This window comes from Falsiruegeria sp. JB4-1 (genome assembly GCF_055693495.1).
The window spans coordinates 1,296,126-1,317,123 of sequence record NZ_JBVFTZ010000001.1 but is presented as its reverse complement, the minus strand read 5'-3'; the positions used below and the strand labels follow the sequence as shown (position 1 = coordinate 1,317,123).

The window sequence follows — 20,998 nt, the reverse complement described above, 5'->3', positions numbered from 1 at the left end:
GTGCGAGGCAAACCACCGGGCCGCGCGCCCGATTACACAACAGCCGCACTGACCATGTTGGGTGTGAACCTGATGTGGATGCTCTGTGCAATCTGGGCGCTATTTGGTTTTGGCGTGGCGTTGATTTTGGCCGCTGTCCTGAATGCCGGGATCACTCGCTTGGGGAAACGAACAGGGTAACAGCCAACAGGGAACTCCCGCGCCCGAGCGATCCTGACTACGTCAGCACCGCCAGCGACCTTGGGCCGGGCGCCTCGCTTCGCTCGGCGTGGTCACGCCTTGGGCATCTGTTCCGCCACAAGCGGCAACCGCCGAGCGCAGCGAGGCCTGGCCCAACGGGAGGAGGTGTTTCGCCAGAAACATCAACGACGGGCGGGAGCGTTTCGAACCTTAGGCACCACGGCCAGCAATCACCGTCGCTGCCGCATCCAATGCGCCCTTACCTCGAGGCACTTCCAGCGCAGCCAGTCCAGCCTCGACACCTCCCAACATCCCCATGACCATCTGACCATTCAGATGCCCCATGTGACCCAGGCGGAAAAAGTCATCCCGTTTTGGATCATCCGGTTCCGCCATTCCCAGGCCAATGCCTAAGGTCAGCCCCAAGTTGCTTTCCACCCAGTTGCGCAAGGCCGTTCCGCGCCCTTGATCCAGGCGCAGCGACGTGACCGCGCGCGAGCGGAACTCTGGATCGCCGACATTGAGCGCAAGCGCCCCGCCTTCGGCCCAAACCTCACATGCGGCCCAGATGGCACGCGCCAATGTCTCGTGCCGCGCCCAGACATTCTCCATCCCTTCGCTGTGAATCATGTCCAATGCCTGACGCAAACCATAGAGGTGATGCGTGGGCGCCGTGCCGTTAAAATACTGATAAAACTCTTCCGGATGCGCACGAGGCGACCAATCCCAGTATCCAGACACACGCGGCATGGAGGCTCGTTTCGCCGCCGCCTTGTCGTTGAAAAACACAAACGCCGTCCCTGGCGGGACCATCAACCCCTTCTGGCTGCCGGTGACCGCTACATCCACGCCCCAAGCATCCATTTCGAACCGGTCGCAGCCCATCGACGCGATGCAATCGGCCATCAGCAGTGCAGGGTGTTCCAATTCGTCCAGTAGCGTCCTAAGCGCGGGTACGTTGTTGCAGATTGATGTCGATGTATCCACATGAACGGCCAGCACCGCCTTGATCTGATGGGCAGTGTCCGCTCGCAAAGCCTCGGCAATCTGATCCATGTCCCAGGGACTGGATTTGCCGAAGTCGAGGATCTGCGTTTCGATCCCCAGCCCCTGCGCCATCAGCGCCCAACCATGGGCAAACCGCCCAGTGGCGGGCACCAGAACCCGCTCGCCGGGCGCGATGGTGTTGGCCAGTGCAGCCTCCCACACGCCGTGACCATTGGCGATGTAGATGGCCACGTTATGCTCGGTCCGGGCCACGCGCCGCAGATCGGCTGTCAGACCCGGCATCATATCGATCAGCTCACCCTCATAGATGTTGGGGGCGGCGCGGTGCATGGCTTGCAAAACCGCATCGGGCATGACCGAGGGGCCAGGAATGGCAAGGTAGTGGCGGCCCGAGACGGGTGTTGAATTCGTTGTCATTTGAATGCCTGTTTTCTCTCCGCCCGTCACCCTAGCGAACGCGCATGGGACGTCAATTCACCAAACGACATGCGCGTTGCAAACTTGCGCCTTTGCTGTGACGTGCTTAAATGGGCGCGTCATGACCCAAAACCTGTCGACGCCACCCTTCCCCCATATGAAAGCAACGCCATGAGTGTAAAACACAAATCAAGCCGTGAACTCATGGGCTGGCTCTGGCGGGGGTATCTGAATAAACACCTGCCGCTCTTGGGCGTTGCTATGATCTTCATGTTGCTCGAAGGCAGCATGGTTGGCGTGCTGAGCTACATGATGCAGCCGATGTTTGATGACGTTTTTGTACAAGGCAACACAGATGCATTGAAGTGGGTGAGCCTGGCATTTCTGATCATTTTTGTGATCCGAGGTGGTGCAGGCGTTATCCAAAAGGTGCTACTCACCCGTATTTCTCAGGAAACCGCAGCGCATTTGCGTCTGGATCTTTTGAATCGCCTGATCCGGCAGGATACGTCGTTTCATCAGACCCACCCGCCCGGTTTCTTGATCCAGCGCGTGCAGATGGATGTGAGCGCCGTGAATCACGTCTGGCAAGTCATCATCACCGGTGCAGGGCGTGATGCCGTGTCCCTCGTTGTCCTCATTGGGGTCGCCATCAATGTTGATTGGGTCTGGACCGCCGTCATGTTGATAGGCGTTCCGATCCTGCTTCTGCCCGTGGCCGCGGCCCAGCGTTACGTGCGTAAAAAGGCTGCCCAGGCACGGGACCTGGGTGCAGAACTTTCGACTCGACTGGATGAGATTTTTCACGGGATCGTTCCAATCAAACTCAACAACCTTGAAAAGTATCAGGTCAAGCGGTTCGATGGCCACATGAGCGGCTTTGTTCGTTCAGAGGTGCGGGCCAGTTTTGGAACCGCATCAATCACAGGGTTGGTCGATATCATGGCTGGTGTCGGTTTCATGGGGGTTCTTCTTTACGGTGGTTCCGAAATCATTTCCGGCGAAAAAACTGTAGGCGAATTCATGAGCTTTTTTACGGCCATCGGATTGGCTTTTGACCCGATGCGCCGTCTTGCATCGGTCAGTGGCACTTGGCAAGTCGCGGCCGCTGCTTTGGACCGCCTAAAGGACCTGATGGACGAGCCAATCAAACTGCTGTCGCCCGACAAACCAGTTGCAGCCCCTTCTGGTCGCCCCGAGATTTCACTGGAAGAAGTGCAACTTAGCTATGGTGATGCGCTGGTTTTGCGGGGGCTAACCCTTCGTGCCGAAAGCGGTAAGACCACGGCCTTGGTTGGAGCGTCGGGCGCCGGTAAATCGACGATCTTCAACTTGCTGACCCGCCTCGTTGACCCGCAGAGCGGTTCAGTAACGGTCGGTGGTGTCGAAGTCCGTGACATGTCCTTGGACAAGCTGAGGGATATGTACTCTGTCGTCACCCAAGAGGCGCTTTTGTTTGACGAAACCCTTCGCGAAAATATCCTGTTGGGTCGCACAGACGTGAGTGAGGAACAACTGAAGAGCGTTCTGGATGATGCTCATGTCTCGGATTTCTTGCCCAAGCTGGAAAACGGCCTGGACACACAAGTAGGGCCGCGCGGATCAGCATTATCGGGTGGTCAGCGGCAGCGCGTTGTGATTGCCCGAGCATTGTTACGAGATACTCCGGTACTGCTTTTGGATGAAGCGACAAGTGCTCTGGACGCCCAGTCCGAGAAAGTTGTGCAGCAGGCACTGGATCGCTTGTCCGGCGGACGTACCACAATTGTCATTGCGCATCGCCTGTCCACAATCCGCAATGCCGACAAGATTGTGGTCATGGATCGCGGTGAAGTTGTTGATGAAGGAACGCATGAAGACCTGTTGGCTCGGGGTGGCATTTACGCCGACCTTTATCGCTTGCAGTTTCAAGATGGGAAAACCGTCATCGACCCCGAGGGCGTCGCTGCGTTGTCACAGCGCGCGCCTGCGATCACGTCTGCCCAGCCGTCGTGGGTACGGCGTGTTTTGGGTCGTTTCATCGGGTAGAACCCTCTTGTTGACGTAACATTGAATTTTTCTGCCTTTCACCCGACGTCTGCCGACGCAGGGATGAAAGATCGCAGACGTCAGGAACTGAACTTGAGTGTGGCAGCTTCACGAGCAAGGCGCTCGATCCCTGCCCAATCCCCGGCTGAAACCAGGTTCTTGGGAGCCACCCAACTGCCGCCTGCGCAGACGACATTGGGCAGGCTCAAATAGCTGTCGGCATTCTTCAGGGACACTCCGCCGGTTGGACAGAATGAGATTTGCGGTAGCGGTGCGCCAATGGCTTTCAACGCAGGCGCTCCGCCGGATGCCTCAGCCGGAAAAAACTTGAGCATGTCATAGCCCTGCTCAAGCAGCCACATCGCCTCGGACGCTGTTGCAGCTCCTGGCAAGAGTGGCAGGTCTTCTGCTTCACAGGCATCGATCAAAGCTCTGGTTGCCCCGGGGGAGACACCGAATTGTGCTCCGGCCTGTTTCGCTGCGCGCACGTCTTGCGGTGTGATCAGCGTACCGGCCCCGACGACTCCACCCGGTACGCCAGCCATCGCACGGATCGCATCCAAGGCGGCAGGTGTGCGCAAGGTCACTTCAAGTGCGGGCAGACCTCCTGCCACAAGTGCTTCGGCCAGGGGGGCGGCCTGACTAGGGTCTTCGACCACCAGAACAGGTACGATCGGGGCCAAGGCGCAAATCTCGCGAGTTGTCTCTGATTTCATCATCATGGTTTAACTCCCGAACACGGATGCGCTTAGGCATCGGCAGAACAAACCGACCTGCGGAACGACGCAAAAAGATCTCGCCCCGTGCCAAACTCGTTTGCGGAAAGATCCACGGGGTCCGGGTCGCGCTGAAGAACACCTTCCGTCAGAATGTCCAACCGCCCAGACACCGCATCGACCCGCACCAAATCACCGTCTCTGAGACGGGAAATCGGGCCGCCATCCAAAGCCTCTGGGCAGACATGAATTGCGGCGGGCACCTTGCCTGACGCACCTGACATGCGACCATCCGTGACCAAGGCCACCTTTTGTCCTCGGCCCTGCAAGATCGACAGAACCGGCGTCAACGAGTGCAACTCGGGCATTCCGTTTGCTTTCGGCCCCTGATACCTCACAACAACAATGACATCGCCAGCCAACTCTCCGGCTTTGAAGGCAGTTTTTACTTCTTCTTGGTCGTTGAACACGCGCACAGGCGCCTCGACCACCCGATGTTCGGGTGCCACGGCAGAGACCTTCATCACGCCAGTTCCCAGCGAACCACTGAGACGCGACAGGCCACCAGTTTCCTGAAACGGTTTCGAGGCTTAGCCGCAGAATTTTTTCGTTCAAACTGTGTTTGGTGCCGTCCCTCCAGGTCAGATCGCCTTCAATTAGTTTGGGCTCCTGAGTGTAATGTTCCAGCCCCTTTCCTGCGACTGTTTGCGTGTCCGGATGCAACAGGCCTGCGTCCAACAAGGTAGAGATGGTGTACCCCAGGCCGCCTGCAGCATGGAAATGGTTCACATCTGCCAGCCCGTTTGGATAGATCCGCGCAATCAGCGGAACTTCGGCAGAAATGTCAGAGAAGTCCTGCCAATCCAGAACAATCCCGCCAGCCCGTGCCATGGCAACAAGGTGGATCAACAAGTTGGTTGAGCCTCCTGTGGCCATCAGGCCAACAATACCGTTCACAAAGGCCCGTTCGTCGAGAATCTGACACACAGGCGTATAGTCATTACCCAAAGCACCGAGAGACAATGCCCGCAGCGCGCCCTCGACCGTCAGCGCATCCCTGAGTTCAGTGTTTGGTGTGACAAAGGAAGACCCCGGCAGATGAAGCCCCATGAACTCCATCAGCATCTGGTTTGTGTTTGCTGTGCCATAGAAGGTACAGGTGCCTGGTCCGTGATAGGCGGCCATTTCTGCCGCCATCAGTTCTTCGCGCCCACATTCCCCAGCCGCAAAGCTTTGCCTGACTTTGGCTTTTTCGTCATTGGCTAAGCCGCTGGTCATGGGGCCTGCGGGCAGAAAGACCACAGGCAAATGCCCAAAACTTTGTGCAGCGATCACCAAGCCTGGCACGATCTTGTCGCACACACCAAGAAAAACCGCAGCGTCAAAGGTGTTGTGGCTCAAAGCAATCCCTGCAGCCATGGCAATCACGTCGCGCGAGAACAGCGACAACTCCATTCCCGGCGCACCCTGAGTGACTCCATCACACATGGCAGGCACCCCCCAGCAACCTGGGCTGTGCCCCCTGCGGCGCGAACTGCATTGCGGATCAACTCGGGATACCGTTCAAATGGCTGGTGGGCTGACAGCATGTCGTTATAGCTGGTCACAATACCCAGATTGCCTACGGTACCATCTGCCAGCGCTGCCTGATCTGGCCCGGCACCTGCATAGGCGTGCGCCTGACCGCTGCAGCTAAGATGCGTCCGAGCGGGTCCGTCCGATCCCGCCTGCGCCATGTGTGACATATATTGTGAGCGCAGTGGGAAGCTGCGTTCGACAATACGATGGGTTACATCGCGAATGGTTTGGTTCAGGGTCATAGTGTTACCCTCCAATCTGACGCCATCTGCGCCCGTCTCGATGCATGAGCATCAATGCATCTTCGGGTCCAGAGCTACCCACATCATACAACGCAGGTCGATCTGTGCCCTCTTCCCAAGCGCTGATGATGGGGTCAGCCCAGGCCCAAGCTGCCTCAACCTCGTCCCCGCGCATGAACAGCGTCTGATCGCCACGGATCACATCCATGACAAGGCGCTCATAAGCATCCTGTGGCCTGTTACCCGCCCCCAAAGCCTCGGCAAATGACATGTCCAGCGACACCTCCTTCAGGCGCAATCCACCGGGGCCCGGATCCTTGATCGTTGTTCGAAGGGTAATACCTTCGTCGGGCTGCAAACGGATAACCAGAACGTTTCCACGCAAATTGTCCACGTTAGGGAAAATCGTATGTGGCGGGTCCCTGAACACCACCGCAATCTCGGATTCCCGCTCACGCAGTTTCTTGCCAGTCCGCAGGTAAAACGGTGTGCCAGACCAACGCCAGTTTGCTACGCAAACTTTCATGGCCACGTAACTTTCGGTTCGACTGCCAGGGTCGTCGACATGATCCAGATAGCTGTCGCTTCCCTTGTCCGCACGATACTGACCGCGTGCAATATCGCCGGGCAACACGGGGTCCAAAGCTTCGATTACCTTGACTTTTTCATCTCGAACCGCGTTGGGCGTAAATTTTGACGGCGGTTCCATCGCTGTCAGGCACAGAAGCTGCACCAGATGGTTCTGAACCATGTCCCGCATGGCTCCGGATTTGTCGTAGTAAGCTTCGCGCCCTTCGATGCCAAGGCTCTCAGACACAGTGATCTGCACGTGATCAATATGGGTCGAATTCCAAAGAGGTTCGAACAGCGAATTGGCAAAGCGCAATGCCATCAGGTTCTGGACGGTCTCCTTGCCCAGATAATGATCAATGCGATAGATCTGGTGCTCTTCGAAACAGGCGCGCAATCCGGCATTCAACTCTCGTGCAGACTGCAGATCGCGCCCGAAAGGTTTTTCAACCACGATGCGACTCTCGCTGTTCGACAACCCGCCAGAATGCAAACGCGATGCAATTTCCGAGAACAACGATGGAGCTACAGAGAGATAAAACGCCCGCACAGCGTCGTCGCGTAGTTTGCTGGCAAGCTCACTCCATCCCTCAACTCCGGTGGCGTTGACAGAAACATAGTCGATTGCTGCCAGAAACTCGTCAATCTGACCCCACTGGTCATGGGGGTTTCCCCAGTTTCGTAGATCGCTTTTCGCACCGACTCCCGAAAGTCGTCCACTGTAATGTCTGATCGGGCTGCCCCGATGACGCGTGCGCCCCTTGGCATCTGCCCGACCACAAACCGGTGATAGAGCCCGGGCAAGATCTTTCGATGCGCCAGATCCCCGGTCGCACCGAACAATACCAAATCAAAGGGGGCGACTGGGATCACTCGCGATACCATGACTTGTTCCTCTTCCGCTACGCTGCCTACAAGGTTTCTGTTCGCAATGTTAGCGTTAACATTCTTCGGGAGCCTTTTGCCTTCTGGTGCTCAAAATAGCAACCCACTTGCATGTCACGACAGGTTTTTTGTTGTTCGTATCAGGCTTTGCTTAAGAGCTGGTAGAGCAAAAAAATGCGCTTTTCCTTGACGTGAGAACAACATTCAGGAAGGCAACTAAGCCATTCGGAAAACCCTTTATTGACAAGCACATATGGTAACTTCGAAACACAAAGTTAGCTTCATATCTTACAATTTCAAAGACTTATCATTCACTCTTAATCTGTGAGCGCAAAATCTCATAAATGTCTGTTTTTAAATATAAAAATTACCCAAGATATCAATTCAGCCTGAGAAAGTTGACGTCCATCCTATCAATTTGGGAACCACTCCAAGCCAGTTGACGCAGGAGTCCTTTCACCTGTTGATAAAACCGTGTGTTATCTAGAAAAAAATTCAATGAATTGTCCTAAAACTGAAAGATCCAGAGGTTGTAGTGGATAACCGGTGAGAAAAGATCACAAAACTTAAATTCAAACGCCTTGATTCTATCCTCAGCATGTAAAAAAATCGGGGGTAAGTCTGTGAATTAGGGCCGAGCAGGCATTTTGGCGACGTAACGCCAAAAGATGCGGCAACATCGCGGCCCGCACCCAGGAAAAAAAGGCATTTCCCTCCAAGCCGCTCAAAAATAAGAAAAACCTGCAGCGCCTGCTCGCTTGAGCAATTTTCCAAAACCCAAAGCCAAAAAGTCTTAGCTTTGTTGTTTGAGCCAATTCATAACTGCAGGTCGCACGCTTTGCTCGCCACGATGCCGAGCATCTGCAATGATCTTGCGCAGCTCATCCAGATTTGATCGCAACAACAAGCTTTTGACAGGCCCAATTGAAGCGGGTCGCATGGACAAAGTACGCAGCCCCATGGCTGCCAGACACAGTGCCTCGATAGGTCTGCCAGCATCCTCGCCACAAAAACTCAGCGGCGTGCCCGATATTGCGCAACGCTCGACGATACGTTCGATCAAACTTAGGAAACTGACATTCAGTGTATCGTATCGGCGGCGAACGCGCTCATTCTCGCGGTCGGCGGCAAAGAAGAACTGTTTCAAGTCGTTGCCCCCGATCGATAGAAAGCCAACATCATCGAAGAACTTCTGCGGGGCAAAGGCCAATGACGGGGTTTCCAGCATGGCCCCGATTTCCAGAGTTTCCGGAAGCACGTGGCCCAACCGCTTTTCCCTTGCGATTGTTTTGTCGACTTCAGCTCGGGCCAGACGGTATTCTTCGGCCTGTGCAACAAACGGAAACATGATGGTCAATGGGCGACCATTGGCAGCGCGGATCAAAGCCTGCAATTGCATCCGCATTACGCCAGGTTTGTCCAAACCAACACGGATTGCGCGCCACCCCAAGGCGGGATTGGGTTCATCCGTCGGCTTCATATAGGGCAGGACTTTATCCGACCCGATATCCAAGGTTCTAAAAACCACTCGTTTCCCATGGGCGGCATCCAGGACCCGCCCATAGAGCGAAACAAGCTCGGACCGTTTCGGCATCTTATTGCGAACCAGAAACTGCAACTCGGTGCGAAACAACCCAACCCCTTCGGCACCCGAACTATCGAGCGAAGGCAAATCTGCCATCAGCCCCGCATTCATCACCAGTGAGATTTCCTTACCATCCCGGGTAACGGTTTTCCGTTCACGGATTGAAGCATAGCGTTCTTGCGCATCTGCCTGCATCGCGATCTTGTCACGAAACGCACTCACAACAGTGTCGTCCGGGCGCAAGTGTACGATACCCTGATCACCATCAACCATGATGTGATCGCCGTTGAGCGCTTCGGTTGTGATCCGTTCTGTATGCACCACCAATGGAATGGCTAGAGCACGGGCAACGATGGCTGCGTGGCTGCCGACAGACCCTTCTTCCAGAACGATCCCCTTGAGAGAACGGCCATATTCCAGAAGCTCTCCGGGTCCGATGTTTCGCGCCACCAAAATAGGATCTGAAGGCAGTTCAGCGCCGGAATCGCGACCTTGCCCAGTCAGAATGCGCAGAAGACGATTGCTCAGGTCATCCAGGTCCGCCAGACGCTCGCGCAGGTATGCGTCGTTGACCTGCTCCATCCGGGCACGGGCCTGAGATTGTTCCTTTTCAACGGCCGCCTCGGCACTCAGACCACGGGCGATGTCTTCTTCCATGCGCCGCATCCAACCTTTGGAATTGGCAAACATACGATAGGCTTCAAGGACTTGCAGTTGTTCCTTGTCGCCGTTCTGTGACATCTCGAGCATCTTGTCGACGCCGACGCGCAACTCTTCCACCGCTTCGTTGAGCCGCTCCACCTCGCGATGTGGATCATCAGCAATAGGATTGGTCACAACAACGCGCGGCTCGTGCAACCACACATGCCCTTCGGCAGCGCCCTCTTGCCCGGTACCTCCTCGTAACAGCACGGACTGTTGATGAAGCGGTGACAAGGCTGCACCCTCGCCCACAAATGCACCCAACTCGGTCATTTCAGCCACCACCATGGCGACCACTTCCAAAGCGTAAACCTCATCGGCGGAATACTCGCGGGCGTCACGCGACTGAACGACAAGCACACCCAGCTTCTCACCCAGACGCTGTACCGGAATACCAAGGAATGATGAAAATCGCTCCTCGCCCGTTTCGGGCATGTAACGGAACCCCTTGGCCGACGGCGCGTCAGGCGTGTTGATGACCTTGTTGTATTTGGCGACGCGACCCACGAGTCCTTCGCCCATACGCAAACGGGTTTGGTGGACAGATTCGGGCTGCAGCCCTTCGGTGGCACACAACTCCAACGTCTCAGAATCGCGGAACAAGTAGATCGAACAGACCTCGGTCCCCATGCTATCCGCAATCAGATGGGTGATCTTATCAAGACGCGCCTGGCCAGCGTCATCGCTGGCCATGGCCTCGCGCAGCCGCCTAAGCAGCTTGCGGGATTCACTTTCTGTGCCGTCCGCCATCGGGCCTGTCACCTTGTTTTATTCAGGCAGGCCCAGAGCGTTTCGCTCAGGCTGCCTGATCCAGTTCAAAGGCATCATGCAGTGCCTGAACGGCAAGTTCCATGTATTTCCGATCGATCAGGACGGAAATTTTTATCTCAGAGGTTGTAATTACCTTGATGTTGATCCCCTCATCCGAGAGCACCTTAAACATCTTGGCTGCAACCCCCGACTGCGAGCGCATGCCGATGCCCACGACCGAGACTTTGGCGACATCCGTATCAGCAATAAGTTCGGCGTAGTTCAGCTCTCCCTGATCTTTGATCGCTTGCAACGCCTGTTCAGAGCGCGCGACCTGATCGGTCGGGCAGCTAAAGGTCATGTCAGTGCGCCCCTCATCCGAGATGTTTTGCACAATCATGTCGACATTGACGCCGCCATCGCTGAGCGCAGAGAAGATCGTGGCGGCGATGCCCGGACGGTCAGCAACCGATTGCAGGGTCATCTTGGCCTCGTCCCGCGAATAGGCGACGCCCGAAACTACATTGGATTCCATGATATCCTCCTCATCGCAGACCAGGGTTCCGGCCTCGTCGGATTGTTCTTCAAAGCTGCTGAGAACGCGCAGTTTTACCTTATAGCGCATCGCCAGCTCGACCGAGCGGGTTTGCAGCACCTTGGCCCCTAGCGAGGCCAGTTCGAGCATCTCCTCGAACGAGATCTTGTCCAGCTTCCGCGCCTTTTCACAGATACGCGGGTCAGTCGTATAAACGCCGTCGACGTCAGTATAGATGTCGCAACGTTCCGCATCAAAAGCAGCGGCAAATGCCACGGCTGTAGTGTCCGAGCCGCCACGGCCAAGCGTGGTAATGCGTCCCTCGGGGCTGATGCCCTGGAAACCGGCCACAACGGCCACACGCATGCCTTCGCCAAATTTTTCGTTGATGTTCTTGGTCGGGATCTCTTCGATCCGGGCCTGACCGTGGGCGGATGTGGTCATCAACGGCACCTGCCAGCCCTGCCAGCTGCGCGCAGGCACATCCATTTCCTGCAAGGTCAACGCCATCAGGCCAGCGGTCACATTTTCGCCCGAGGACACAACGGCGTCGTATTCACGTGCATCATACAGAGGCGAGGTTTCATTCACCCAGCCAACCAATTCGTTGGTCTTGCCTGACATGGCCGATACGATGACAATGACGTCATAGCCCTTGGCCACTTCTACACCGACACGTTTGGCTACGCGGCGGATACGATCAAGGTTGGCAACAGACGTGCCACCGAATTTCATCACGAGTACGGGCATGGGGTCAGAAGTCTCCGCGCCTTGGATTGTTGGTTCCACGCCTCATATGCGAGGGGGTCCTTGATCGCAAGTGGCGAGGCCGCAATGTTAGCGTCATCTGGGCCGCTTTTATGTCGCAACTGCTTTACACGCCGGATTGGCGGTGCCAGTTTGAAACAAAATCACTGATCTTACAGGAAATTCCATGCGTTTGTTTCCCGCGGCCTTTGCGCTCACCCTGCTCGCTACTCCCCTATTTGCCCAACAAGCCACCGTTTCCGGCACCGATGGGAACAACAATGCCCTGGGCACCGTGCCCTGCGCGGTTGCTGGGGCCGCCCTGCAAAACTGCCATGCCGAGCTGCGCCGCAAAGAAGATGGCGGCGTTACCCTGGCAGTGCAAATCCCCGGGGAGACGTCCGGCGCATCTATTTCGAGGATGGCCAGCCAACGTCCTCAAGTTCTCCGTCGCCCATCAGTCACGACGTTCAGGGCGGGATCATGCGGATTTTTATTGAACCTGGCGAGGTATACGAAGTTCCGGCGAATGCCGTGAAGCCTCAGTAGGGGTGGTCGCGTCCATCCCATGTTTTGAAACAGCCCGTTAGGTCCAAATTCAATTCGGAAAAGCGGGCGACAAGACCATCGGCAGCCTCGTCGACAGAAATGTCCCCTTCAACCCCGCCCATATCAGTGCGGACCCACCCGGGATGATAAATTCCAACACTGATACCCTTGGATTTCAGGTCAGATGAAAGGTTGCGGCCCAGGTTCAACGCCGCTGCCTTAGACGCACGATAGATGTAACTTCCACCAGGGGCGCGGGTGTGTGAGGCCATCTGAGACGAGATAATTGCGATGCGTGCGCCCTCAGCCAGCTCAAGGTTGGCCATTAGCGCCTGCACGGTCAGAAACACGCCGGTGACATTGGCCGCAAAAGCCTGCGCCCACATCTCGGCCGGATAGCCCTCGGGGTTCTGTCCTTTGTCAAGGTAAACCCCGGCGTTGCAGACCAGCAGGTCAACGGGCTGTCCTGCCAACTGTTCCGCCATCGCCTGGTGTTGCGCCGGATCCGTCACATCCAACTTCACCGCTTCAGAGGCAGTGCGCGCTGTACCGGTCACCGTGTGACCCCCGGCGCGGTATCTATCTGCCAACGCCTTGCCAATGCCGCGATTGGCCCCCGTGATCAGGATATGCATAGGATCAATTTGTCTTTCTGTTTGGCATGAAAGGAAGAGGTGTGACAGGGACCCCATCATCGATCAAGGACTTGGCGTCTTCCAGGTTCGCCTCGCCATAAATCGAGCGTTCCGGTGCATCACCTTCGTGCATCGCACGAGCTTCGGACGCGAAATCCTTGCCAACGTAGTCCGAGTTTTCTTCGATCTGTTTGCGCACCTGGGCCACCGCTTTTTCCACGTCCGAGGTCGGCTCGCCAAGTTTTGCCTTCGGCTCGGCCTCAGTGGTTTGCGGCGCCGTTGCGGCAGAACGCGCAGGCCGGACACGAGGCGTCATAATCGCCTTTTCCACTTGCGAACCGCCACAGATCGCACATGTCACCATGCCCGCCACCGCCAACTTGTCATAGGCTTCGGCGGACTGGAACCAACTGTCGAAACTATGGCCCTCGCTGCATTTCAAAGAATACTGAATCATCTGCGGCTCGTGGTTTGCGTTCGCGAATAAATATCTGCAACAGCTTTGAGATCAAGCCTTGAAAACCAGCCTATGCGTCGACCCCATTCTATCGTACTTGATCTGACATACGAGCCTGGAGCCGCAACACAAGGTCATCGTGCGGCACATCGGCTTCAACAGCCAGTCGACGCAGGCCAAAGTGAACGCGCGCAATCTGTTGATAATAGCGTGTATAGACAAAGTTCGTCCCGGCCCCCGCAACTGCGCCCAAAATGGGAATAGTTTGCGCCGCCAGCTTCTGCCCTAACGCGGTTGCCAATTTTGGCGCAACCGTCGAGATGAGTTTTTGCATAGCGCCACCTGTCAGGGTCACTCGAGCAGATAGAAATCCAAGATCAGCGCCGTCGTCGAAATCCAATGGGCCTGCCGCAGACAAAACCCGAACGCAATCAAACTGAACGCCTTCGATCGCGGGATCAAAGCCGGTTTCAGCTGAGACCCCCTGAATGGCACGCAACAACATCGTGGTCGTGGCAGGCAGTTCGACAAAAGCACCGGGCAAACCGCCAAATCCCCCGGCGGCACCCATCGCAGTCGTGACGGCGGCATTGACCCATTCATTCTGATCCGGCACAGCGCGGCGCGATCCTTGTGCGGCCTTCACAGACAGTCGTAGTGCCCGTTCAGTCGCCTCATTCAACCCTTCGCGCACATTACTTGGCAATTGGTCCAGCAGCCCTTCGGCTTTGCCGCCCAAGGCGTTGAGCATCTGCACTCCCGTTCCCCCAGCCGAGCGGTAATGCTTGGCGATCCGGTCCAGTTCCATGTCCGTGTTAAGCGGCGGGCGAGTGATAATGTCGTGCATGATGCTCCCTTCTTGTCTTTCAACATTGGGAGCAAAGGTCGGGATTTCAAGCGCTCCAGCGGGTTACAGGCCCGGTAACACCGTCCCAGGCCCCCTCTCGCAGGGCATTGCCTAGAACCCGTTCCGGGTTGGTGGGGGGCGGCATTTCGACACCTGTCAGACGCTCGAACCCGAACCGGTTGTAATAGGGCGCATCGCCTACCAACATCACCCGTTTCCAACCGTGATTGGCGGCGGCCTCTAGCCCCTCCTGTATCAAAAAACCGCCCAGACCTTCACCTTGGTGGGTCGGATGAACGGCGACGGGACCAAGGAGCAGGCTGTCATGTTCACCCACATGCACAGGCCAGAACCGGATAGCACCGGCCAGAATGCCCAACTCATCGCGAGCAACCAGCGAAAACTCTTTCACCGGGTCCACGTCATCGCGCAGGCGATAAGATGACAGCGCCTCGCGACCGGGTGCAAAGCAGAGGTCAAAGAGCGCCTCGACCTCCCACCAATCATTGGCAGTTTCCGGTTTGACCTCGATCACCTGCGTCTTGCCCTTTACCCAACTCTTTCCACGGGTGGCAATCGCCCTACCACTTCGCTACCCCTAGGGCAAACACTTGGAGAGATTTGCATGTTCTACCGCCCCGAGGACGGCCACGGCCTGCCCCACAACCCGTTCAACGCCATCATCACGCCACGCCCGATCGGGTGGATTTCGTCGCGCGATGGGACCGGCGTAAACAACCTTGCCCCTTACTCGTTTTTCAACGGTGTGGCCTATTTTCCGCCGCAGGTCATGTTTGCCTCAACCGGGGTGAAAGAGGATCAGGACAACACCAAGGACAGCATGGCAAACATCGAAGAAACAGGCGAGTTCTGTGTCAACGTGGTGGAATTTGCCGCCCGCGACGCGATGAACGCGAGTTCGGCCACGCTGGACAAATCCGTGGACGAGTTTGCGCACGCTGGCTTGACGGCCGTAGAGTGTGAAACCATCAACTGCGCCCGGATCGAAGGGGCCCCTGCCGCATTGGAATGCAAGCTGACCAAAATCGTGACCTTACCGGGCGCGTCAAACCGCGTGGCATTTGGCGAGGTGACCGGCATCCACCTGCGCGACGATTGCCTGCGCGATGGAATCTTTGACGTGACCACATTCCAGCCATTGGCGCGTCTTGGTTATCGCGACTATTCCGTGGTGCGCGATCTCTTCTCACTGCAACGTCCGGACGACTGATGCCCTTGCCCGATCAAACACGCCGCTACCCGGTGACGCTGCCAAATGGCAGCGATCACAAGGGAACCGTGTTCCTGAACCGGGTGATTGACCACCCCCGGTTTCAGGTGGGCGATTACACCTATGCGTCGGACTTTAACCCTCCTGAAGATTGGGCGAGCCATCTGGCTCCATACCTATTTGAAACCTCCGCCGAGCATCTTCGCATCGGCAAATTCTGTCAGATTGCCCATGGGGCCCGGTTCATCACCAGTTCGGCCAATCACGCAATGGACGGGCTAACCTGTTTCCCGTTCCCGGTGTTCGACCCCGCGCTGATGAGCAGTTACCAACCAGACACGCGCGACACGCTGGTCGGGCATGACGTCTGGATCGGCTACGGCGCCCTGATCCTGCCGGGCGTGCAGATCGGAACCGGGGCAATCATCGGTGCGGGTGCAGTGGTACGTGGAACCGTGCCAGATTACGGCGTTGTGACCGGCAATCCGGGCAAGGTCGTCAAATACCGGTTCGATGCAAATACGATCGCCGCGCTGCTGGATATCGCCTGGTGGAACTGGCCTGCAGAGCAAATCGCGCAAGCCGAGCCTGCATTGCTAAGCGGCGATATCAAAGCACTCAAGCGACTTTGAAACAATACGGGCGGCCCGATGAGCCGCCCGTTTGCATCAATTCTGTGGGGATTAGTGACCGCCCAGAACACCGGTGCGAACCGAATAATCCACGGCCAGCGCATAGTCCGGGTCGTCGTCGCTGTCGACCATTAGGTGACCAGCCTTGGTTAGCAGCTGGTGACAGTCACGGGTCAGATGGCGCAGCATGATTTTCTTGCCCGCCTCTTCGTATTTCAGTGCCACGGCCTCGATCGCCTGCAATGCGGATTGGTCCACCACACGGCTATTGGCGAAGTCTACGATCACTGTATCGGGGTCTTCGTTCACAGTGAACAGTTCACCAAATCCGTCCGCTGAGCCAAAGAACAGCGGACCGTTGATTTCGTAAACTTTCGCGCCCTCTTCGGTATGGGATTCGCGGGTTTCGGCATGGATGCGCTTGGCGTTGTTCCAGGCATAGGCCAACGCCGAGACAATGACGCCCACGACGACGGCGACGGCCAGGTCTTCCATCACGGTCACAACCGTCACCAGCACGATGACAAAGGCGTCCATCAGGGGCACCTTGCGCATGATCTTGAACGAGTTCCAGGCAAAGGTCCCGATCACCACCATGAACATCACACCGACCAGAGCGGCCAGCGGGATCTGCTCGATCAGGGGCGAGCCCACAAGAATGAAGAGCAATAGGAACAAGGCCGCAGCAATCCCCGCAACTCGGGTCCGTCCGCCGGATTTCACGTTGATCATCGACTGACCGATCATCGCACAACCGCCCATACCGCCAAAGAAACCGGTGACAACGTTGGCTGCGCCTTGGGCGATACATTCCTGGCTGGCGCCACCGCGCTTGCCGGTCATCTCACCCACGAGGTTCAGTGTCAGCAGCGATTCAATCAGGCCGATGGCCGCTAGGATCACGGCGTAGGGCAGGATGATTTCAAAGGTTTCCCAATTCAGCGGCACCATCGGGATGTGGAAGCTCGGCAAGCCGCCCTTGATCGAGGCTAGATCGCCCACACGCGGAACATCCAACCCCATCGCAATGACAAGACCCGCCACCACGGCGATGCCTGCCAGAGGCGCCGGAATGACCCGTGTGATACGCGGCATAACCCAGATGATTGCCATAGTCAGCGCAACCAGCCCCAGCATCATGTACAGCGGCGTGCCGGACAGCCACTCGCCACCTGACATGCCATGACCAGTGTTTTCCATCGTGCCTGGCACTTTGAACTGGCCCATTTGCGCCAGGAAAATCACGATCGCCAGCCCGTTCACAAAGCCCAACATCACCGGATGCGGCACAAGGCGAATGAACTTGCCCCATTGCATCACACCCGCAATGACCTGCAAAATCCCCATCAAGACCACGGTCGCAAACAGATATTCGACCCCATGCTGCGCCACGAGCGCCACCATGACCACAGCCAACGCCCCCGTCGCGCCCGAGATCATGCCAGGGCGCCCACCGATCAGCGCCGTGATCAGGCCAACCAGAAACGCCGCATAAAGGCCCACCAACGGGTGAACGCCCGCCACAAAAGCAAAGGCCACCGCCTCGGGCACCAACGCCAGAGCAACGGTCAGACCAGACAGCAGTTCAATCCGGATGCGGCCAATGCTGAAGCCTTCGTCGGGCATCCAACGCAGATCGGGATAGTCTAAACGGCTGGCGAATGAGGCCAAAAGGGCTCGGGGCATGGCGGTTTCCTATGGGGTATGTTCGCGACTTTGGCGCGTTCTCGCCGGAAACCGCAGGAAAACCCAGCGAGCCCGGCAACTGACGTCGCGCAGCCCTTAACATACCTGAGGCGAAAAACCACCCCTCTCGCCAACGTGACTTGCGAGAATGCCACACCATCGTCATCCCTGAGGGATGAGATGGCTATGGATGATACTCGCGCTGCTCCCATTGGCGGCCGCAGCTCAGGACCTGCAAGGCAATGATACGCCCGGCAACTGGCGGGTGACGCATCACGCAATCCACGACATCTGGAATTCCATGTGTGACGAGCGAGAGGAACAGGGCGCATTGGTGCAGCGGTGCTATTTGCGCCGGGTTGATGTCTTTTCCCCTCGCCCCAAATTCGCAGCTCAATTCCTGTTCATCACACCCGAAGCGCAAGGATACAAGGTCGACTTCGGGGTCGAGCCCGGCACGTTGTTTTCGCCCAATGGATTCCGGATCGAAACGATGCAGGGCGACATCTGGCGCACCCGATTTCCCGGTTGTCTGACGGGGTTGAGCTGCACTTTTACCGGCGCGAGTGCAGACGCGTTGATTGCCAGCATGCACGATGGCGAGGCCTTTCGGTTCACCTTTCGCGACCGTCATAGCCAACCTCAGAACTTGAGTTGGTCACTGTCTGGTTTCGGTGACGCCTGGCGGGACTTTCAACGGCAATCCAAGGCACGCGGCCTTTTGCCCGCTGACCAATAGGCCGCTCTTGCCAAACCGGGCATCAGCCCTCACAACTTGCAAAACACTCAATCCAACAGGGGGATAGAACCCGTGAGCAAAACCAAAATTGCCGTTATCGGTGGCTCGGGCATTTATGATATCGACGGGTTGCAAAACGCTGAATGGGTCAACGTCGAAACGCCTTGGGGCACGCCCTCGGACCAGATTCTGACCGGGTTGCTTGATGGCGTCGACATGGCATTCTTGCCCCGTCACGGCCGTGGCCACGTGCATTCCCCGACCGAGGTGCCCTATCGCGCCAACATCGACGCGTTGAAACGGTTGGGTGTGACGGATGTGATCAGTGTCAGCGCCTGCGGATCGTTCCGCGAGGCGATGGCACCGGGTGATTTCGTCATCGTTGACCAGTTCATCGACCGGACCTTTGCACGCGACAAAAGCTTTTTCGGCACCGGCTGCGTGGCCCATGTTAGCGTTGCCCACCCAACCTGCCCGCGTCTGAGCGACGCGTGCGAAACGGCGGCCAAGGCGGCAGGTATCAATGTGCACCGCGGCGGCACCTATCTGGCTATGGAAGGCCCGCAATTTTCCACACTCGCGGAATCCAAGATGTACCGCGAGCAATGGGGCGCGGATGTCATCGGCATGACCAACATGCCCGAAGCCAAGCTCGCCCGAGAGGCAGAACTTTGTTATGCATCCGTCGCCATGGTCACCGACTATGACAGCTGGCACCCCGATCATGGCGAGGTCGACGTGACCGCCATCATCGCGACACTGACCGGGAACGCCGAAAAGGGCCGCGCCTTGGTCAAAGGCCTGCCTGCATTGCTGGGTGAAGACCGCGAACCCTGCCCCCATGGCTGCGACCGGGCGCTGGAATATGCGATCCTGACCGCCCCCGAAAAACGCGACCCTGCACTGCTGGCAAAGTTGGATGCGATTGCAGGACGCGTGCTTTGAGCACGCGCTCCGGCGCTCGTAGCGCCGAAAGGCTCTAGCAGTGGCGTTTACCCCTTAGATAATGGGCAAAAGTTGGGGAGCTGCTATCGAGTGCCGTTTACGCACTGTGAAGGACGCCGTTGTATTTTGTCGGCTGGCCTGCATAGCATTGCCAAAGCAAAAAAACACTTACCCACCAAGACAGTACCGAAACCTGATCGGTGCAAAAATTATTGACTAGGCGAATACGTCTCTGCCCAGAACCTGATCACTTACGTCTCGACAAACTTACTTTCGCTACCCATTTCACTCTGACCAACACCTTTTCCGGAGACCTTGCCATGCAAGCACATGATGCCCGCTCGTCCACCCGGTTGCATGGTCTGGACGCCGCTCGTTTTCTGGCTTTTTGCGGCATGGTGTTGGTTAATTTTCGTATCGCTGCCGAAGTCTCTCCGGGAACGGATTGGGCCAATGTTCTGATCGACAGCCTTGAGGGGCGCGCGGCCGCAATGTTTGTTGTTTTGGCTGGGATCGGCGTCACTTTGGGCAAGCCGACGCCTGTTCTAATGGTCAAAAGGGCTGTGTTCCTGTTTAGTATCGGCCTGCTGAACATGATGATTTTCGACGCCGACATTCTGCATTTCTATGCCCTGTATTTCCTGGTTGCGATCCCGCTTATCGGAAGATCAGCCCGCGTTCTGTGGTTGGCAGCAGCGGGGATCGTGGCGCTGTCTCTCATTACTCATCTGATCGTTGATTATGACCTAGGATGGGACTGGGACTCACTTGTTTACACGGACCTTTGGACGTTGCCGGGATTTGTGCGCAACGCACTGTTCAATGGGTGGCATCCTGTCCTTCCATGGGCTGCGTTCCTGTTCATTGGGATGGCTTTGGGACAAGCCAACCTCGGGCAACGCTGCGTTCAGCACCGTTTGATCCTGTGGGGAGCAGCAGCCGCAATTTTTGCTCTTCTACCGCAGTTCCTGACCCATGACCCAGACCTGCAAGCACTATTGGGCACCGAGTCCATACCTCCAGGCCCATTCTACATTCTGGCAGGAACAGGTACGGCTTGCGTTACTATCGGTCTGGTACTGAAATTCATTCCGATATTGGACAAACTTCACTTGTCGCTCGCATTGACCGCCCCAGGTCGACAGGCTCTTACACTTTATGTCGCTCATATCCTTGTCGGGATGGGAACACTGGAAGAACTTGGGTTATTGGGCGGTACTCTGACTGGGTCAGAAATTTTTGGATCGGAATGGGATTTGCAGCGGTTTGTTCAATTTATGCAATACTTTGGTCACGCCTCTTTCGTCGTGGCCCGCTGGAGGCAATGATGCGCA

At 56.8% G+C, this 20,998-nt stretch carries 17 protein-coding genes and 2 pseudogenes; 8 read left to right on the top strand and 11 right to left on the bottom strand.

The window, feature by feature from the left end:
* Positions 1-180: a hypothetical protein gene (locus tag ACZ1HE_RS06735; protein ID WP_461405201.1), complete on the top strand. Its 180-nt coding sequence runs from the start codon at positions 1-3 to the stop codon at positions 178-180.
* Between the two features lie 210 nt (positions 181-390).
* On the opposite strand, the gene ACZ1HE_RS06730 is transcribed toward ACZ1HE_RS06735, so the two are convergent.
* Positions 391-1,605 carry a pyridoxal-phosphate-dependent aminotransferase family protein gene (locus tag ACZ1HE_RS06730; protein ID WP_472620089.1) on the bottom strand — a complete coding sequence of 405 codons (1,215 nt, stop codon included), beginning with the start codon at positions 1,603-1,605 and terminating at the stop codon, positions 391-393.
* Between the two features lie 171 nt (positions 1,606-1,776).
* Here ACZ1HE_RS06730 and ACZ1HE_RS06725 point away from each other — a divergent pair, with 171 nt between their 5' ends.
* Positions 1,777-3,633: an ABC transporter ATP-binding protein gene (locus ACZ1HE_RS06725; protein ID WP_472620088.1), complete on the top strand. Its 1,857-nt coding sequence runs from the start codon at positions 1,777-1,779 to the stop codon at positions 3,631-3,633.
* Between the two features lie 80 nt (positions 3,634-3,713).
* Here the strand turns inward: ACZ1HE_RS06725 and eda are convergent, their stop codons facing one another.
* The 5 genes and pseudogenes from eda to ACZ1HE_RS06700 form a co-directional block, all read right to left on the bottom strand.
* On the bottom strand, positions 3,714-4,352 hold the full coding sequence (eda, locus tag ACZ1HE_RS06720) for a bifunctional 4-hydroxy-2-oxoglutarate aldolase/2-dehydro-3-deoxy-phosphogluconate aldolase (protein ID WP_472624379.1): 639 nt from the start codon (positions 4,350-4,352) through the stop codon (positions 3,714-3,716).
* Positions 4,353-4,358: 6 nt separating this feature from the next.
* Positions 4,359-6,169, bottom strand: a pseudogene (gene edd, locus ACZ1HE_RS06715) (phosphogluconate dehydratase).
* A gap of 4 nt (positions 6,170-6,173) precedes the next feature.
* Positions 6,174-7,624, bottom strand: a pseudogene (zwf, locus tag ACZ1HE_RS06710) (glucose-6-phosphate dehydrogenase).
* Between the two features lie 793 nt (positions 7,625-8,417).
* Positions 8,418-10,661, bottom strand: a complete 2,244-nt coding sequence (gene ptsP / locus ACZ1HE_RS06705) for a phosphoenolpyruvate--protein phosphotransferase (protein WP_472620087.1) — start codon at positions 10,659-10,661, stop codon at positions 8,418-8,420.
* 46 nt (positions 10,662-10,707) lie between these two features.
* A complete protein-coding gene (locus ACZ1HE_RS06700; RefSeq protein WP_472620086.1) occupies positions 10,708-11,946 on the bottom strand; it encodes an aspartate kinase in 1,239 nt (412 codons plus the stop codon).
* Positions 11,947-12,130: 184 nt separating this feature from the next.
* Here ACZ1HE_RS06700 and ACZ1HE_RS06695 point away from each other — a divergent pair, with 184 nt between their 5' ends.
* A complete protein-coding gene (locus ACZ1HE_RS06695) occupies positions 12,131-12,481 on the top strand; it encodes a hypothetical protein (protein WP_472620085.1) in 351 nt (116 codons plus the stop codon).
* A gap of 4 nt (positions 12,482-12,485) precedes the next feature.
* Here the strand turns inward: ACZ1HE_RS06695 and ACZ1HE_RS06690 are convergent, their stop codons facing one another.
* The 4 genes from ACZ1HE_RS06690 to ACZ1HE_RS06675 all read right to left on the bottom strand — a co-directional run bounded on the left by ACZ1HE_RS06690 (position 12,486) and on the right by ACZ1HE_RS06675 (position 14,966).
* On the bottom strand, positions 12,486-13,127 hold the full coding sequence (locus ACZ1HE_RS06690; protein WP_472620084.1) for an SDR family NAD(P)-dependent oxidoreductase: 642 nt from the start codon (positions 13,125-13,127) through the stop codon (positions 12,486-12,488).
* 4 nt (positions 13,128-13,131) lie between these two features.
* The gene (locus ACZ1HE_RS06685; protein WP_472620083.1) at positions 13,132-13,584 is read right to left on the bottom strand and encodes a DUF1178 family protein; all 453 of its coding nucleotides are present in this window, start codon (positions 13,582-13,584) and stop codon (positions 13,132-13,134) included.
* A gap of 88 nt (positions 13,585-13,672) precedes the next feature.
* Entirely contained in the window at positions 13,673-14,431 is a 759-nt protein-coding gene (locus ACZ1HE_RS06680; RefSeq protein WP_472620082.1) for an EcsC family protein, read from the bottom strand.
* Between the two features lie 46 nt (positions 14,432-14,477).
* Complete coding sequence (locus tag ACZ1HE_RS06675) at positions 14,478-14,966, bottom strand: GNAT family N-acetyltransferase (RefSeq protein ID WP_472620081.1); 489 nt, start codon at positions 14,964-14,966, stop codon at positions 14,478-14,480.
* Positions 14,967-15,056: 90 nt separating this feature from the next.
* Between ACZ1HE_RS06675 and ACZ1HE_RS06670 the strand changes: the two genes are divergently transcribed.
* On the top strand, positions 15,057-15,662 hold the full coding sequence (locus tag ACZ1HE_RS06670; protein ID WP_472620080.1) for a flavin reductase family protein: 606 nt from the start codon (positions 15,057-15,059) through the stop codon (positions 15,660-15,662).
* A complete protein-coding gene (locus ACZ1HE_RS06665; RefSeq protein WP_472620079.1) occupies positions 15,662-16,294 on the top strand; it encodes a CatB-related O-acetyltransferase in 633 nt (210 codons plus the stop codon). The genes ACZ1HE_RS06670 and ACZ1HE_RS06665 overlap by 1 nt, the downstream gene beginning before the upstream one ends.
* A gap of 51 nt (positions 16,295-16,345) precedes the next feature.
* On the opposite strand, the gene ACZ1HE_RS06660 is transcribed toward ACZ1HE_RS06665, so the two are convergent.
* Positions 16,346-17,980, bottom strand: a complete 1,635-nt coding sequence (locus ACZ1HE_RS06660) for a SulP family inorganic anion transporter (RefSeq protein ID WP_472620078.1) — start codon at positions 17,978-17,980, stop codon at positions 16,346-16,348.
* A 175-nt stretch (positions 17,981-18,155) separates the two neighbouring features.
* Between ACZ1HE_RS06660 and ACZ1HE_RS06655 the strand changes: the two genes are divergently transcribed.
* From ACZ1HE_RS06655 to ACZ1HE_RS06645, 3 genes are all read left to right on the top strand, one after another.
* Positions 18,156-18,719 carry an invasion associated locus B family protein gene (locus ACZ1HE_RS06655; RefSeq protein WP_472620077.1) on the top strand — a complete coding sequence of 188 codons (564 nt, stop codon included), beginning with the start codon at positions 18,156-18,158 and terminating at the stop codon, positions 18,717-18,719.
* Between the two features lie 72 nt (positions 18,720-18,791).
* Entirely contained in the window at positions 18,792-19,664 is an 873-nt protein-coding gene (locus ACZ1HE_RS06650; RefSeq protein WP_472620076.1) for an S-methyl-5'-thioadenosine phosphorylase, read from the top strand.
* Between the two features lie 320 nt (positions 19,665-19,984).
* Positions 19,985-20,992, top strand: coding sequence for a DUF418 domain-containing protein (locus tag ACZ1HE_RS06645; protein WP_472620075.1), 1,008 nt, complete (start codon positions 19,985-19,987; stop codon positions 20,990-20,992).
* Positions 20,993-20,998 lie beyond the last annotated feature (6 nt).